Here is a 16670-nt window from a genome sequence, read left to right as displayed (position 1 = left end):
TTCGGCAATGTGGAATGGAAGGACAGCGGGGCCCTTATTGCCCATGCGACAGATACAACTAAGAACATCAACTTTAATGGGGCGGCTGTAGACACTTCCAATATTAACTTTACCAATATCAAGGAGCTGGAAGCCAACAAGCAGATGACCTTGGTATCTGATTTTGGCGATAATGTTGGCACTATTACTGGCACCAAGTACAAGGTTGGCTCCACATTGCAGGGTGAAGGCAAGGCTTCACTGGTGGGAGAAGATTTGATTTTTACCACCGATACCACAGCGGAGAAAATGACCGTGCAGGAGCAGACCCATAATACTGTTATGGGAGCTGAAGTAGGCATGGCAGCCCTGTCAGCCGGTAATGATTTTGTTGGTGCTGCTACGGAAGGCCTTGCTATGGCTGGAAATACAGGCACTGACGGTATGGCCACCTATGCCAATATGGGTGGCGGTTCCATGAATGTGGAAACCGGTTCACATGTAAAGACCCATACATGGAATGCTATTTTGGCATTGGGCCATAAGAATGAAAAGAAGCTATCCACCACAGAGTACGGAGCTTTCTTTGAATACGGTACTGGCAACTATTCTACCTTTAACGGTGATGAAAGGGGCGACGGCTCCACCCGCTATACTGGTGGCGGTATCCTTGGCAAATGGCAGAAGAATAACGGCTTTTATGTAGAGGGGAGTCTACGGGCCGGTTCTATCCATGATGATGCCAATAACGTGCTTCGTGATGCAAATGGCAATCCATACAGCTATACCACTGATGCCACCTATTGGGGTGCCCATATTGGTATAGGCCGTGAAATAAAGCTGAACAAGACGGCTGTATTGGACCTTTATGCCAAGTACTTCTATAACCATAGGGGCAGTGTGTCCTTTGATGCAGGGGGCCACTACGATTTGGGAGCAGTGGAATCCAGTGTACTTCGTGTAGGAACCCGCTATACTGTAAAACAGAACGATAATATTAATTACTACGGCGGATTGGCTGTAGAGCATGAATTCTGCGGCAGAGCATCAGGCTTTGCTGATGGTGTTGCTATTCGCGGTGCAGACATCAGCGGAACCAGCGTAAGGGGCGAAATCGGCGCCACTTTCAGGCCTGGGGAAAAGAGTAATGTAACCCTTGATCTGAATCTCAGCGGCTTTGCCGGGAAGAAGCAGGGCCTCACCGGGGGACTTTCTGCGGTATTCCATATTTAAGATAATAAGGGGCTGCTTCGGCAGTCCCTATTATTTAGGGGCGAATGATGTCAAGTTTCTGTTATCAATATTTTGGGACACACCAATTTTCCTTCAAATCAAATACCTGTTACAATATACATATCACCTGAACCGGAACAGGCTATTAAGCAGTCTTGGCGCCTGGGAACTACCTCTCTGCTTAATCGGCATCATTACCAGGAGTGATGGGCGGCAGCTGGCCTTGCCGCTTTTGGTGCTACAATAAGGTAATGTAAACGGCACTCTGAGGCCAAGCTGAGCAAGGGCTCAGAATAAATGATACAAAGTGGTCATATATGAGAATTAAGACACCGCCTTTTAGGTGGTGTCTTTTTATGGCATAATTGAATTATCGTTTAACATAATAATTTTTAAACAATTACTATTATAGTTTAAGGAATTAATGTAATATAATCTTTAAAATTAAACAATATTGTGCTATAATAAAATAGTCCTATAGGGGAAGTATAGCTATGGAGGGGATATAATTGGAACTTGGTGTTGGAGGAGAGGCCGAGATCCTTCTGATAGATGATGACAATCTCATCTACAAGTATTATAGTTACAACAATAATATGACCGGGTATGAGAACAAGAGCAAGGTTGCTGATGGATTGATTAAGTTCAAGAGATCATGCTTCAAGCATCCTGACTACATCAATTATCCGAAATATATTAAAAAGGGCCTAATCAAAATAGAGAACAGCTATAACTGCTGGAATGTGTCGGATGATGGATATGATATGATGGCAATCAGATTTATTGGCAGATTGTTCCAAGAGTATCATTTTGAAAGGTCAATTCCCAAAAAGCTGGCGATTCATTATTAATAACGACCGCCAGAGACGCGTTTTAAGGCCGATTTCAAATCAAATAGGTATAATTACTCCAGCCGGGTTTTAAACTCGGCTGTTTTTTTATGCTCAAAAATGGAATGAACCTCCAGTGATAAGCAGGAGGTGTTTTTTTTTATGGAAAAAGTTCTAAAAATGCCACTGAGCGTCCTTTTACTTGTGAGGTGGTACAAATGACAAATTTGGAAAAACGTCAGGTTATGGACCTTCGGGAAAAAGGATATGGCTATATAAGGATTTCCAATGAACTGGGAATATCGGTCAACACTATTAAGAGCTTTTGCAGGAGGAGTCTTGTCTCCAAAACAGATGATAAGCACTACTGCAGATGCTGTGGCAAGGAAGTGGAGCAGACCAAGGGAAGGAAAGAGAAGAAATTCTGCTCTGACTCTTGCCGTATGAAGTGGTGGAACAGGAATCTTGACAAGGTTGATAGGCGAACATATCAGAGCAAATCATGTCCAAACTGTGGGAGTGAGTTTACGGTTTATGGCACATTTTCCAAGAAGAAGTACTGTTCACATAGCTGCTATATAAAATTCAGGTTCGGAGGTGACAGCCATGCAAAGTGATGATTTTAAGCGGGAACTTACCTACCAGGCCACTTTGGCACATATCCGTGCATGGCTTAACAAAGGCATAATTACCGAGGAAGAATATGCCGATTTGGCAGAATTCTTTGATGATAAATATCATCCTATTATAGGTAGTCTTTGCTTGACTTAACCCCTTGGCAGAGTGATGTATAGTGTCGGGAGGTACTTATGAAAAGAATAACAAAGGTGCCTTTAAACCTGGCACAGCAAACAAAAAAGAAGAGAGTTGCAGCATACGCACGTGTTTCTGTTGAAACGGAGAGAACACATCATTCCCTTGGGACGCAAATCACTTATTACAATGAGCTTATCCGTTTAAATCCTGCATGGGAGTTTGCAGGTATTTATTACGATGAGGGCATAAGCGGTACGAGTAGGGAAAACAGGGATGGCTTCAACAGACTGATAAAAGATGCTGAGGCTGGCAGGATAGACATTATCCTCACAAAGTCCATATCCCGATTTGCCAGAAATACGATAGACCTTCTTAAGACAATACGACATCTTAAGGAAATAGGCGTGGAAGTGAGATTTGAAAAGGAGAATCTAAGCACCTTCGGAATGGAGGGCGAGTTCTGGATTACCGTTCTTGCTTCATTTGCCGAGGAAGAGGTGCAGTCCATACGAAGAAATGTGAAATGGGGAATAAGGAAACGTTTCAAACAGGGACTCATGCATGGCGGCAGTCAGATTTATGGCTATCGCTGGGTTGATGGTAACTATGTAATAGTGCCGGAGGAAGCTGAGGTTGTAAGACACATATTCGCAAATTACCTTGCAGGTATTTCAGCAGAAAAAACAGCAAAGGAATTAAAGGGAATAAAGGCTTTCAGGGGCGGAGATTTTGATGATGCTACCATAAGAGGAATGCTCGGCAACATCACTTATACCGGCAACCTTCTCCTGCAGAAAAAATTCTATACCGATGATATTGAACACAGGAAGATAAAGAATAATGGGGAGCTTCCACAATATTATGTGGAGAATAGCCACGAGCCTATTATCGATATGGCCACGTTTGAAAAGGTCCAGAAAAGGATAGCAGAAAGAAGAAAGGAACTGTATTTTAGGGATCCTTCGATACCTATTTATCCGTACACTGGAAAAATCATCTGCGGTAATTGTGGTAAGAACTATATCAGGTGTGGCAGAGATGGCTGGTGTTGCTCCAGCAAGAAATACCATAAAGCCTGTGATGGCATTAATCTCAATGAGAAAATGCTGGAAAAAATTACAGAGGGTATGGATTTTACAAAAATAGAGGTAGCAGGTGATGAGCTTCTGATTACTTTATCCGATGGTAAATCAGTAACCAAGAAGTACATTTCTACTGCAAGAGCTGACTATTGGGCAGACAGTCGGAATGTGGAAAAACATCGCAGGTGCCTTGCCAAAGGGAAAAGAGCCTCAAAGTATACGGGCCTTTTGAAATGTACCAATTGTGGTGAGTATTTCTGCCACAGGAAGAATGAAGCCAAGGGGCTTGATTACTGGAGGTGCAAAGGCGCAAGAAGGCCTATGCCCTGCAGTAACTGGAATTTGAAAACATCACTTCTTGAAAGCCTGATTCCTGAGACCGAGGGAATAGAAAGAATTGATGTGAGTGATGGAATACTTTCCGTAAACTATGAAAGCGGAGGCAGAAAGGAAATAGCATGGAAAGAAGAGTAACAACAATTCCTGCCACAAGGTTCATTTCACAGGAGCCTGATAGGCAGGAAGCAAAAAAAGTAGCTGCCTATGCAAGAGTGTCCACGGATAACGAGGAACAGCTTACAAGCTACAATGCACAGGTCAGCTATTACAGCGAGTACATAAAAGCAAATGCAGAGTGGGATTTTGCGGGGGTATATACTGACGAAGGAATATCTGGCACAAGCACCAAAAATCGTGACGGCTTTAACAGCATGATAGCAGATGCCATGAACGGCAGGATAGACCTAATTCTTACAAAGTCGGTCAGCCGATTTGCAAGAAATACGGTAGATACCCTCACCACAGTAAGAAAACTCCGGGATAGGGGCGTGGAGGTCTATTTTGAAAAGGAGAATATTCACACGCTTGACGCAAAAGGGGAGCTGCTCATCACGATAATGAGTTCCCTGGCCCAGGAGGAAAGCAGGAGTATATCAGAGAATGTCAAATGGGGACAGCGGAAAGGATATGCCGATGGTAAAGTCAGTCTTGGTTATAGCAGGTTTTTGGGATACGACAAGGGGCCTGATGGAACTCTGGTTGTAAACGAGGAACAGGCCAAAACAGTCAAACTGATATACAAACTGTATCTTTCGGGACTTTCCCTGAAAGCCATAGGAGAGGAACTTATGAACCGAGGGCTTAAGTCTCCGAGCGGCAAAGAGAAGTGGCACAAAAACACGATAATGAGCATTCTCACCAATGAGAAATATAAGGGCGATGCACTCCTTCAAAAAACGTATTCCACGGATTTCCTTTCAAAGAAGCGAATAAAAAACAGGGGCGAGGTTCAGCAGTATTATGTTGAAAATGACCATGAAGCGATTATAGAGCCAGAGATGTATGACCTGGTTCAGAGGGAAATTGCCAGAAGGGCAGAGGGCGGCAATAAGTTCAGCTCCAGCAATATTTTCTCGGGAAGAATAAAATGCGGATGTTGTGGCAGCTGGTTCGGAGCCAAGGTATGGCACTCAAATGATAAGTACAGAAAAGTTATCTACCAATGCAACAGGAAATATAACAAAGCGTGCCCAGCCCCCAATATAGAAGAGAATGAAATCAAGGAAGGATTCATAAAGGCAATAAACAAATTGCTTAAAAATAAAGATGAGATTATGGCCAATCTTGAAATGGCATTGGAGCGGATTTCTGATTGTGTAATATTTAATAGAAGGAAACAGGAACTTTTTTCATTGATGGAGCATTGCATGGAGGAAATTTCAGGTGATACCAACTACATAACATCACCAGAGCAATATATGAAAAAAGAAAAACTTACCAGGGATTATGAGGACGCACGGACGGAGCTGGAAGAGATTGAAGAAAAGATTAAGCAGAGAAGCTCCCACGGCAAAATGATAAAGGAACTGCTCAGGACAATCCAGGCGGCAGGAGGAGGGATTAACTCCTTCGACCGAGAACTTTGGACAAGCCTTGTCGACCATGTAGTTGTCGATGGGAAAATAAAATATTATTTCAAGGATGGCAGCAGAATATAATAGCTGACACCTCACCTTCAGAAAAGGTGGGGTGTCTTTTTAGTTGAAAGACAGAATATGCTGCTATAATTTGGTGTAAAAATAGGGTGCAGAAAAAATATGTAAAAGGCCAAATAATGCGATTATATAGGGGGTTCATCGTTAAGAGGGTAGCGGGGGTAATCGTTAGAATTGTATCAAGTAGTCATGCTAAGAGATGTGGGGCAGGGGGACTCTGCATTGGTAGTTACTCCCCATGGTCACGCCTTTATGATAGATACCGGGGGAACAAGCCAGGGGACCTATGATATTGGAACAAAAGTGGATGTGCCCTATTTGCTCCATTATGGTGTGCGGAAGCTGGATTTTATTATGCTTACCCATGCCCATGAGGACCATGCGGGTGGAGTTGGGGGTATTTTGCAGAAGATACCGGTGGGAACCGTACTTATTGGCCATGAAGGGGTGGCGAATTATCGCAGAACCTTTGGGGAAAGTCCGGCCGTCCGCAGGGAAAGCATGACTGTCCTGCAGGAAGGCACTGAAATGACCCTGGATGGAGTGCGGATACAGATTTTATACGCCCCCGCAGAGAATAAAACGGGCAGCAATACAGGCAATGAATTTTCCAATCTCATTAGGGTTTCCTATGGTCAGCACAGCTTTCTGTTTACGGGGGATTTGTCCAAGGAGCACGAAGCCATATTGGTACAGCGGGGAACACCCCTTGCCAGTACGGTGCTGAAGGTTGGCCATCATGGCAGTGATACCTCCAGCTCCGAGGCTTTTTTAAGGGCTGTAAAACCGAAATGGAGCGTTATAAGTGTGGGCTATGGCAATAGCTTTGGACACCCCAGGGAGGAGATAATAAGCCGTCTGCACAGGTGCACCGGCAGTGAAATACTGCGGACCGATGAGCAGGGGGCTGTTGTCTTTGCCACTGATGGAGAAAAATTGCGTGTTAATACCCAAATAGTGTATGATGATAAAAGGTGATAATATGAAATTTGGGGAATTGAAGACACGCTTAAAAAAAGGTGATCTGAGCCAGCTGTATTTATTGGCTGGGGAAGAGAACTATTATATACAAAAGGCTGAGGAGGCCATTTTAAAGACACTGTTCCCGCAGGGGCATAATGTGGAGGATGTTCAGATTGTGGACGGCAGTCTTTCCATTAACGATTTAATCGGCCTGGTGGAGACGGTGCCCTTTTTCTCGCCTAAAAACGTGATTATCGTTCGTGATGCAGTGATGTTTAAGGCCAAGAGCAAAGGCACAGATGAGGATGCTGCCTCCGGGACCGCCAAAAAGACTTCGTCTGTGGAGGACAGGCTGTTTAAGCTCTTTGCCAATATGCCGGAGTACAGCATTGTTATTTTTGAATTGCGGGGCAAGCCGGATGGCCGCAAAAAAATCTACAAGGAATTTGCCAAGCATGCCCATATTATGGAAGCAGAGCCTATTAAATCCTACAACATTGATGAATGGCTGCAGGAAAAGCTTCAGGCAATGCACAAAACAATGGACAGCGAAGCCCATGCCTATTTTGTGCGGGCAGTGGGTATGATGGAGAATGTTCCTTTGGGTTTTCTGGATAAGGAAATGGAAAAGCTGTCCCTGTTTATGGGGGCGGAGCAGAAGCAGATAAATCGGGAAACTTTGGTGCAGGTATTTTCCGATATGCCGGAAATCTATGGCTTCGCCATGAATGATGCCATCAGCAACCATGACATAAAAAAAGCCCTGTACTTATTTAATAAGCAGCAGGAGCAGGGTGTTTACATTGTATTGATAATAGGTCAGCTGGTTCATTTTGTCCGTCAGATGTGGCAGGCGAAAACCATGCTGCAAAAGGGTCTGCGGGATAGGGCTCTGGGACAGGCTATCGGTGTATCACATCCCTTTATTATCAAAAAGATAACCAGGGAATGTCAGGGGTTTTCCGAGGGTACTCTTAAGGATGCATTCCTGCGTCTGGCAGAAGCGGATTTTGGTGCGAAAACCGGCCAGCTGGATTCGGCAGAGGTGGAGGCTGTAATCATCAGTCTTTGTGCCAATGAGAAATAAAATAAGACACCAAAAAGGGGATTTGGAAAATCATGATTTTCCAAATCCCCTTTTATTTCATGCGAATCATTATGCCATTGCGTTAACCTTGCGAGCTAAACGGGACTTCTTACGGCTTGCACAATTCTTGTGATATACATGATTTGCAGCAGCCTGATCGATAGTCTTGCATGCAAGTGCAAGGAGGGCCTTTGCTTCTTCAACGTTACCAGCTTCAACAGCGTCCATAACCTTGCGGGAAGCAGTTCTTACGCGAGACTTCTCAGCCAGGTTCTTAGCGTGGCGCTTCGCGTCAGTCTTTACACTCAGAATAGAAGATTTGATGTTTGGCAATTAGTTCACCCCCTTGAAATTTCAGTACCTATGTATTCTAGCACGGAGAAATGAAAAATGCAACATTTTTATTTTTATATTATTAGGGAACTTGTCTGCCTGCTTGCCTATTGTATCTGTTGGATGGTATAATATCTTGTCTTATTATGTATATTTGGAAGGAAGAGATTATGGATACAAAGAGAATTCGTAATTTTTCGATTATAGCCCATATTGACCACGGCAAGTCTACCATTGCCGACCGTCTTATAGAATATACCGGTACCCTGTCCAAGCGTGAAATGGAAAATCAGGTGCTGGACAACATGGATTTGGAGCGGGAGCGGGGCATTACCATTAAGGCTCAGACCGTGCGCCTCGACTACAAGGGCAAGGATGGGGAAATGTATTGCCTGAATCTTATTGATACCCCGGGTCATGTGGATTTTACCTATGAGGTATCCCGCAGCCTGGCTGCCTGCGAGGGTGCCTTGCTGATTGTGGATGCAGCCCAGGGCGTGGAGGCTCAGACTCTGGCCAACGTGTATATGGCTCTGGAGCATGATCTGGAGATTATTCCGGTTATTAATAAGATAGATTTGCCAAGTGCTGACCCGGACAGAGTAAAGCAGGAAATCGAGGATGTTATCGGCCTTGATGCCTCTGAGGCTATTTTGGCCTCTGCCAAGACCGGTGAAGGCATTGAGGATATTCTGGATGCCATTGTGGAACGTATTCCGGCTCCTTCCGGGGAGATGGACAAGCCTCTCAGTGCCCTGATTTTCGACTCCTATTTTGACTCCTATAAGGGTGCCATTGCCCATATCCGTATCATGGATGGCGTGCTGAAAAAGGGCATGGGGCTGAAGATGATGGCCACCGGCAAGGTATTTGATGCCACTGAAATCGGTTGCTTCCGTCCGCAGACCACTGAGCTGCAGGAAATGGGCCCGGGCTCTGTAGGCTATCTGGCCGGCTCCTTAAAGCAGGTGCGGGATGTGCGGGTTGGTGATACCGTAACTCTGGCGGAGGGTGGCGTAGCTGAGCCACTGCCGGGCTACCGTGGTGTTACCCCAATGGTATATTGCGGCCTTTATCCGGTGGACAGTGCCGATTATGACAACCTGAAGGATGCCTTGGAAAAGCTCCAGCTTAATGATGCGGCCCTGGTATTTGAGCCGGAAACCTCTGTGGCCCTGGGCTTTGGCTATCGCTGCGGTTTCCTGGGCCTGCTGCACATGGATGTTATTCAGGAGCGTCTGGAGCGGGAATATAACTTAAAGCTCATTACCACGGCTCCAAGCGTTATTTACCATGTATATAAGACTGACGGGGAAATGGTGAAGGTGGACAATCCGTCTGATTTGCCGGACCCAACCACCATTGACCACATTGAGGAGCCATTTGTTAAGGCCACTGTTATTGTGCCAAAGGATTTCGTAGGCGCCGTTATGGAGATTTCCCAGAACAAACGGGGCGAGTTCAAGAGCATGGACTATCTGGATGTGAACCGTGTTATGGTGATTTATCACATTCCACTCAGTGAAATTATTTATGACTATTTCGATAAGCTGAAGTCCTCCACCAGAGGCTACGCTTCCCTGGACTATGAGCTGGCGGATTATCAGGCAGCCAAGCTGGTGAAGCTGGATATTCTCATGAATGGTGAGGCGGTGGATGCCCTGTCTACCATTGTTCATATGGATAATGCGGCCTCCCGTGGCCGTTCCCTGGCTGCCAAGCTGAAGACCATTATTCCTCAGCAGATGTTTGAGATTCCTATTCAGGCGGCTATCGGCAATAAGATTATTGCCCGTGAAAATGTCCGTGCATTGCGCAAGGATGTATTGGCCAAGTGCTATGGCGGTGATATTTCCCGTAAGCGCAAGCTGCTGGAGAAGCAGAAGGAAGGTAAAAAGCGCATGAAGGCTGTGGGCCGGGTAGAGGTGCCACAGGAAGCATTCATGGCTATACTCAACATAGATTAAATTATGTCGGAAGGGTGTTGTCCTTCGCTCGGCTTCGTCACTAAAACTATTTTTTCTTTTAATTAGCAGTGAGAAAAATCCAAACTCGCTTCGCTCAAACAATGGATGTTTTCTCCCTGTGTAAGAACGAAAAAAACGGTTTCTTAACGTTCCTCAGCCTAATGTCTCAGGACAATCACCCTTCCGACAATTATTTAATAGAGGTGTGTGTTTATTGTTACAGTCACATACCTCTATTTTTTAAATACACATAAAGCTGGTGCAGATGATGAAGATTGATTTTGGTGTATATATTCATATCCCTTTTTGTAAGCAGAAATGCTTTTATTGTGATTTTCCATCCTTTGCGGGGCGGGAGAAGTACATAGATGATTACCTTAACAGTCTGCACCACGAAATGGAGCTGGGGGCAGAAAGAATTGCTGAAAAGGGGAAATTGACTCCCCATACTATTTATATTGGTGGCGGAACCCCTAGTCATTTGAATTTATCTCAAATGGAAATGCTGTTTAAAAGTATTCATGCCAATATGCAGGTGAAAAATGTGGCAGAATTTACCATGGAAGCCAATCCCTGTACCATAGATGAAGAAAAACTTCATTTAATGAAGGATAATGGTGTAAATCGCGTAAGCATCGGCGTTCAGAGCTTTGATAATGGTTGTCTTAAGCGTATTGGCAGGGTTCACACAGGTGAAATGGCCATAGAAAAGGTTAGTATGGCCCAAAGGGCTGGTTTTGATAATATCAGTATTGACCTTATGTATGGCCTGCCGGGGCAGAGTATAGATATCCTTAAGGAATCCTTGGACAAGGCGGTGGCATTAGGAGTTCAGCATATTTCTATTTATGGTCTCCAGCTGGAGGAAGGGACAGTGCTAGCTAAGCAGCAGGAACTGCATAAATTGGAGTTGCCAGCTGACGAAGCCGTGGAGGAAATGTACGATTATCTGGTGGAATATCTGCCAGCCCATGGCTTTAATCGCTATGAAATTTCCAACTATGCCCTTGAGGAATATCATAGCCGTCACAATACTCTTTATTGGCAGGATGTTCCCTATCTGGGATTTGGCTCCGGTGCCCATTCTTACTGGCAGGGGAATCGCTATGAAAACCCTGTGACCATTGGGGATTATATTGAAGCTGTATCGAAGGATAAATTCCTTCATATTATGGAGGAGTCTGTCAGTGAAAGGGCCCACATGGAGGAATTTTGCTTTCTGGGTCTGCGTATGACCAGTGGCATCAATAAAAGAAAATTTAGGGAGATCTTTAATAAGGATATTAATGAAGTTTTTGGCAAGGTTATAGATAAAATGGTTGCCAAGGCGCTGCTGGGGGAATCGGAAACGGCTATATTTCTTACCCCTTTGGGGATGAAATACGGAAATGTGGTGTTTGGGGAGTTCATCTTGGAATAAAAAATAAGCCAAAAAATAAAAAGTCAAATATTTTGTCTTGACTTATTGACTTTTTATTTTTATGTGTTATAGTTTGTATAGAAGTTAGCACTCAGTGACATGGAGTGCTAACAACAGGAGAGTGGAAATATGATTGACGAGAGAAAGCAGCATATATTGCAGGCCGTCATCCAAGATTATATCTCATCTGCCGAGCCTGTTGGGTCCAGGACTTTAGCCCGCAAATATGATTTGGGTGTCAGTCCGGCAACTATACGTAATGAAATGGCTGATCTGGAGATGCTGGGGTATCTGGAGCATATCCATACATCATCAGGACGGATCCCTTCTTCCAAGGGGTATCGTCTTTATGTAGATTCCCTGCTGCCGGTTAAGCCTATGACCGACGCTGAGAAGGCCATTATTGATAAGTGGTACAAGACCAAGGTACAGCGCATTGATCAGGTGTTTCAGGAAACAGCCAAGCTGATTTCCAAGATGACCAAGAATGTGTCACTGGTGCTGGCACCACAGATTTCCAAGGCGGCCTTTAAGTGCATGCAGTTCCTGCCTCTGGATGACCATCGGGTCATTGCGGTGCTCATGACGGATGCAGGCTTTGTGGAAAACCGCATTATGGAAATGCCGGATGGTGCTTCCTTTGAGGATTTCCAGCGGATGGCTCAGGTTGCCAACGGCCATCTGGCCGGGCATACCCTGGAGAATATCCATACCAAGAGCCTGAAGCAGATAGAGTCAGCCATCGGTGACAAGGGACTGTACAATTCAGCCCTGGAGCTTATTGGCAAGGCACTGGATTCAGACCGCAAGGAGCGGCTGTATCTGGGTGGCACCACCGAGCTTATGACTCAGCCGGAGTTCCACGATGTGGACAAGGTAAAGGAAATCCTGCTGATGCTGGAGGAAGACCAGCTCATGAAGGATATTATCCGTTCCCATCTGGGGGATGGACTTACAGTATCCATTGGACAGGAAAACGAGTACAGTGGCATCAAGGATTGCAGTATCATTACTGCCACCTATCATCTGGATGGTGAGCTGCTGGGTTCCCTGGCGGTTCTTGGACCGACCAGAATGGAATATGGCAGGACCATGTCACTGCTTAATTATATGAATACAAATCTCAATGAGGTCGTAAAACGGCTGAATTGGTAGAAATAACAAAGAGGTGAATAAACAGAATGCCTTTCGATAAAGACAAGCTTAAGAAAAAGGATGAAGAAAAGTTGGAGGAAATGCAGAGGGAGATTGATGAACATGACAATGCAGAATCCGAAAATGAAATTGAAAATCCTGAAGCAGAAGTAGAAGACATTCCAGAAGAAAAAGACGAGGCAGAGGAGCTTAGAGAAAAGCTGGCTGAGGGCGAGGAGAAATACAAGCGCCTGCAGGCTGATTTTGAAAATTTCCGCCGCCGTACCCGTCAGGAGAAGGAGGAGCTGTCAGCGCTGGTGGTACAGAACTTTATTTCTGAGCTGCTGCCAATGGTTGACAACTTTGAACGTGCTCTGGCCGCTGAGGCAACTGATGCCACCAGCTTCCAGCAGGGTGTGGATATGATATTCAACCAGTTCATGGAAGTATTGAAGAACAGGGGCCTGGAGGTTATTGAAACCAAGGATGCCAAGTTTGACCCAAATTATCATCAGGCAGTAATGCGTGTTGAAAATCCTGAGCTGGAGGATGATACCATTGCCAACGAGCTCCAGAAGGGCTATATGGTAAAGGGCAAGGTAATCCGTCCATCCATGGTTCAGGTTGTATCTAACTGAGGTTAGGATAAATAAATTAGTTTGTTACTTTTAAGGAGGAAATATAAAATGTCTAAGATTATTGGTATTGACTTAGGAACAACTAACTCTGTTGTATCTGTTATGGAAGGCGGCGAGCCTACAGTTATCACCAACCCTGAGGGTAGCCGTATCACCCCATCCGTTGTTGGTTTTACCAAGACCGGTGAGCGTCTGGTAGGTCAGCTGGCAAAGCGTCAGGCTGTATCCAACCCTGACCGTACTATCGCTTCCATCAAGCGTCACATGGGTGAGAAGAACTACACTGTTTCCATCGATGATAAGAGCTATACTCCACCAGAGATTTCTGCAATGGTTCTCCAGAAGCTGAAGGCTGATGCTGAGGCTTATCTCGGTGAGACCGTTTCCCAGGCTGTAATCACTGTACCAGCATACTTCAATGACAGCCAGCGTCAGGCTACCAAGGATGCCGGCCAGATTGCCGGTCTGGAGGTTCTCCGTATTATCAACGAGCCTACTGCTGCTGCACTGGCTTATGGTATTGACAAGGAAGATGCCCACACTGTTCTGGTATTCGACCTTGGTGGTGGTACCTTCGATGTATCTATCCTGGATATTGATGGCGGTATGTTTGAGGTTCGTGCAACCAATGGTGATACCCATCTGGGCGGCGACGACTTCGACCAGGCTGTTATGAAGTGGATCGTTGAGGAGTTCAAGAAGGAAAATGGTATCGACCTGTCCGCTGACAAGATGAGTGCACAGCGTGTAATCGAGGCTGCTGAGAAGGCCAAGATTGAGCTGTCCAGCATGATGTCCACCAACATCAACCTGCCATTCATCACTGCTGATGCATCCGGTCCTAAGCATCTGGATCTGACCCTGACCCGTGCCAAGTTTGATGAGCTGACTGCTGATCTGGTTGAGCGCACCATGGTTCCTACCCGCAAGGCTATGGAAGATGCAGGCCTCTCCGGCAACGATATTGACAAGATTCTGTTGGTTGGTGGTTCTTCCCGTATTCCAGCAGTTCAGGAAGCTATCAGAAAGTATTTGGGCAAGGAGCCACATCGTGGCATTAACCCTGATGAGTGCGTATCTGTTGGTGCTGCTATCCAGGGCGGCGTTCTCTCCGGCGATTATGACGAGAAGGGCGTAGTTCTTCTGGACGTAACTCCACTTTCCTTGGGTATCGAAACCCTGGGCGGCGTTTGCACCAAGATTATTGAGCGCAACACTACTATTCCTACTTCCAAGAGCCAGGTATTCTCCACTGCTGCTGATAACCAGCCAGCTGTTGAGATTCATGTACTCCAGGGTGAGCGTGAGATGGCAGCAGGCAACAAGACCTTGGGCCGCTTCAACCTCACCGATATCCCACCAGCACCTCGCGGAATTCCTCAGATCGAGGTTAAGTTCGATATTGACTCCAATGGTATCGTACACGTATCTGCCAAGGATCTTGGCACTGGCAAGTCCCAGAACATCACCATCCAGTCCGACAGCGGCATGAGCAAGGAAGATATTGACCGCATGGTTAAGGAAGCTGAGGCTCATGCAGCAGAGGACAAGAAGCAGAAGGAGAACATAGAAATCCGCAACAATGCTGACTCCATGGTTTACCAGGCTGAGAAGGTTGTTAAGGAAATGGGTGACAAGGCTGACGCTGCTCAGATCGAAAAGGTTAAGGCTGGCGTAGAGAAGGTTAAGGAAGCTCTGAAGGGTACCGACAACGAGGCTATCAAGAAGGCTACCGAGGAGCTCCAGCAGCCACTGTATGAAATCAGCGCAGCAGCATATCAGGCTGCACAGCAGGCTCAGCAGGCCCAGGGTGGCCAGGCTGGTGCAGGCGCTCAGCAGGCTCCAAAGGATGATAATGTAGTGGATGCAGACTTCACCGAGGTTAAGGAAGACAAGTAATCCCTAACTTTATTGAGGCAGATATGCAGCTATTGCATAAAGCATAAAAGTATTGTAGTATATATGGGCTGCTGCCTTACGGGTGGCAGCCCATACTTGATAAGATAAGGTGGATTATATGAGCGAAAAGCGGGATTATTATGAAGTCCTGGGGCTCCAGAAGGGTGCTTCAGAGGCGGAAATAAAAAAAGCATATCGCAAGATGGCTATAAAATATCATCCTGACCGTAACCGTGACAACAAGGAAGAGGCCGAAGCCAAGATGAAGGAAATCAACGAGGCTTACGACGTCCTTAAGGACCCACAGAAGAAGGCACAGTATGACCAGTTTGGCCATGCAGCCTTTGAGGGCCCTGGTGGTGGCGCCGGTGGCTTTGGTGGCGGTTTCGGCGGCTTTGGCGGCGGTGATTTCGGCGATATTTTCGAAACCTTTTTTGGTGGTGGCGGCGGCTTCGGCGGCTTTGGCGGCCGTTCACGGCGTCCGGGCCCTGAGCAGGGTGCTGACCTTCGCTACGATTTGGAGATTACCTTTGAGGAAGCAGCCTTTGGTAAGGAAGTGGAGCTGAGCATTCCACGTACCGAGAACTGCGAGAAGTGTCATGGAACCGGTGCAGCAGAGGGGACCTCTCCTGAGGAATGTCCTCAGTGTCATGGTACCGGACAGGTGCAGACTGTCCGCAATACTCCACTGGGCCGTATGATGAGCACTTCAACCTGTAACCGCTGCAGCGGAACTGGTAAAATCGTCAAGACTCCTTGTAAGGAATGCGGTGGCAAGGGCCAGAAGAAGGTACAGCGCAAGATTAAGGTTAATATCCCGGCTGGTATCGACGAGGGTCAGCGCATCAGAGTGGCTGGCGGCGGCCAGGCCGGCAAGCGTGGCGGTGCCAACGGCGATCTGTATGTATATATCTACATTAAGCGCCATGAGCTCTTTACCAGAGAGGGCGCCGACGTAATGTGTGAAGTACCGATTTCCTTTGTACAGGCTGCCCTGGGTGACACCATTGAGGTTCCTACCATCCATGGCAAGGTGGAGATGAAGGTGGCAGCTGGCACCCAGTCCGGCACCATCATGCGTCTCCGTGGCAAGGGTATTCCTATCCTGAGACGTTCCGGTGCCTTTGGTGATCAGCACGTCCGCATTAAGGTACTTACCCCACAGAAGCTGTCTGATAAGCAGAAGGAGCTCCTGAAGGAGTTTGGCGAAATCAGCGGCAAAAAAGTAAATCCTGAGCAGGATAGCTTCTTTAATAAAATGAAGAAGCTGTTTAAGAACGATTGATAATATTTACCCTGGGCGCATTTTTGCGTCTAGGGTATTCGTCATGTATAGGATGTTTTTTAAGGAGCGT

The 16670-nt window shown here is 46.2% G+C and carries 15 protein-coding genes; 14 read left to right on the top strand and 1 reads right to left on the bottom strand.

Annotated features, from left to right (window positions below):
• The 8 genes from D081_RS01670 to holA form a co-directional block, all read left to right on the top strand.
• On the top strand, nt 1-1212 hold a 1212-nt coding region (locus tag D081_RS01670), incomplete at its 5' end, for an autotransporter outer membrane beta-barrel domain-containing protein (protein WP_143272075.1).
• Nucleotides 1213-1721: 509 nt separating this feature from the next.
• Nucleotides 1722-2063 carry a hypothetical protein gene (locus D081_RS01665; RefSeq protein WP_085022390.1) on the top strand — a complete coding sequence of 114 codons (342 nt, stop codon included), beginning with the start codon at nt 1722-1724 and terminating at the stop codon, nt 2061-2063.
• Between the two features lie 197 nt (nt 2064-2260).
• The gene (locus D081_RS01660) at nt 2261-2659 is read left to right on the top strand and encodes an RNA polymerase subunit sigma-70 (RefSeq protein WP_085022389.1); all 399 of its coding nucleotides are present in this window, start codon (nt 2261-2263) and stop codon (nt 2657-2659) included.
• Nucleotides 2649-2813 carry an SHOCT domain-containing protein gene (locus D081_RS12595; protein ID WP_158087521.1) on the top strand — a complete coding sequence of 55 codons (165 nt, stop codon included), beginning with the start codon at nt 2649-2651 and terminating at the stop codon, nt 2811-2813. The genes D081_RS01660 and D081_RS12595 overlap by 11 nt, the downstream gene beginning before the upstream one ends.
• Nucleotides 2814-2851: 38 nt before the next feature.
• Nucleotides 2852-4354: a recombinase family protein gene (locus tag D081_RS01655; protein ID WP_085022388.1), complete on the top strand. Its 1503-nt coding sequence runs from the start codon at nt 2852-2854 to the stop codon at nt 4352-4354.
• Complete coding sequence (locus D081_RS01650) at nt 4339-5877, top strand: recombinase family protein (protein WP_085022387.1); 1539 nt, start codon at nt 4339-4341, stop codon at nt 5875-5877. Before D081_RS01655 ends, D081_RS01650 begins: the two co-directional genes overlap by 16 nt.
• A 171-nt stretch (nt 5878-6048) precedes the next feature.
• The gene (locus D081_RS01645) at nt 6049-6852 is read left to right on the top strand and encodes a ComEC/Rec2 family competence protein (protein WP_143272073.1); all 804 of its coding nucleotides are present in this window, start codon (nt 6049-6051) and stop codon (nt 6850-6852) included.
• A 4-nt stretch (nt 6853-6856) separates the two neighbouring features.
• On the top strand, nt 6857-7924 hold the full coding sequence (gene holA, locus D081_RS01640; RefSeq protein ID WP_233127384.1) for a DNA polymerase III subunit delta: 1068 nt from the start codon (nt 6857-6859) through the stop codon (nt 7922-7924).
• A 69-nt stretch (nt 7925-7993) separates the two neighbouring features.
• On the opposite strand, the gene rpsT is transcribed toward holA, so the two are convergent.
• On the bottom strand, nt 7994-8257 hold the full coding sequence (gene rpsT / locus D081_RS01635) for a 30S ribosomal protein S20 (protein ID WP_027397281.1): 264 nt from the start codon (nt 8255-8257) through the stop codon (nt 7994-7996).
• Nucleotides 8258-8427: 170 nt separating this feature from the next.
• Here rpsT and lepA point away from each other — a divergent pair, with 170 nt between their 5' ends.
• From lepA to dnaJ, 6 genes are all read left to right on the top strand, one after another.
• A complete protein-coding gene (lepA, locus tag D081_RS01630) occupies nt 8428-10224 on the top strand; it encodes a translation elongation factor 4 (protein ID WP_085022384.1) in 1797 nt (598 codons plus the stop codon).
• Between the two features lie 265 nt (nt 10225-10489).
• Nucleotides 10490-11644 (top strand): radical SAM family heme chaperone HemW, encoded by a 1155-nt coding sequence (gene hemW, locus D081_RS01625; protein WP_233127383.1) that lies wholly within the window; start codon nt 10490-10492, stop codon nt 11642-11644.
• Between the two features lie 129 nt (nt 11645-11773).
• On the top strand, nt 11774-12799 hold the full coding sequence (gene hrcA / locus D081_RS01620) for a heat-inducible transcriptional repressor HrcA (RefSeq protein ID WP_085022383.1): 1026 nt from the start codon (nt 11774-11776) through the stop codon (nt 12797-12799).
• Nucleotides 12800-12825: 26 nt separating this feature from the next.
• Nucleotides 12826-13416 carry a nucleotide exchange factor GrpE gene (gene grpE, locus D081_RS01615; RefSeq protein ID WP_085022382.1) on the top strand — a complete coding sequence of 197 codons (591 nt, stop codon included), beginning with the start codon at nt 12826-12828 and terminating at the stop codon, nt 13414-13416.
• A gap of 48 nt (nt 13417-13464) precedes the next feature.
• Nucleotides 13465-15315, top strand: a complete 1851-nt coding sequence (gene dnaK / locus D081_RS01610; RefSeq protein WP_085022381.1) for a molecular chaperone DnaK — start codon at nt 13465-13467, stop codon at nt 15313-15315.
• 118 nt (nt 15316-15433) lie between these two features.
• Nucleotides 15434-16600, top strand: coding sequence for a molecular chaperone DnaJ (gene dnaJ, locus D081_RS01605; RefSeq protein ID WP_085022380.1), 1167 nt, complete (start codon nt 15434-15436; stop codon nt 16598-16600).
• The last annotated feature ends 70 nt before the right edge of the window (nt 16601-16670 follow it).

It is taken from the genome of Anaerovibrio sp. JC8, from assembly GCF_002100115.1.
In the GTDB taxonomy this organism is placed as follows: Bacteria; Bacillota; Negativicutes; order Selenomonadales; family Selenomonadaceae; genus Anaerovibrio.
Note: the sequence above shows the minus strand (reverse complement) of the source record. Positions and strands in the feature narration are given on the sequence as shown.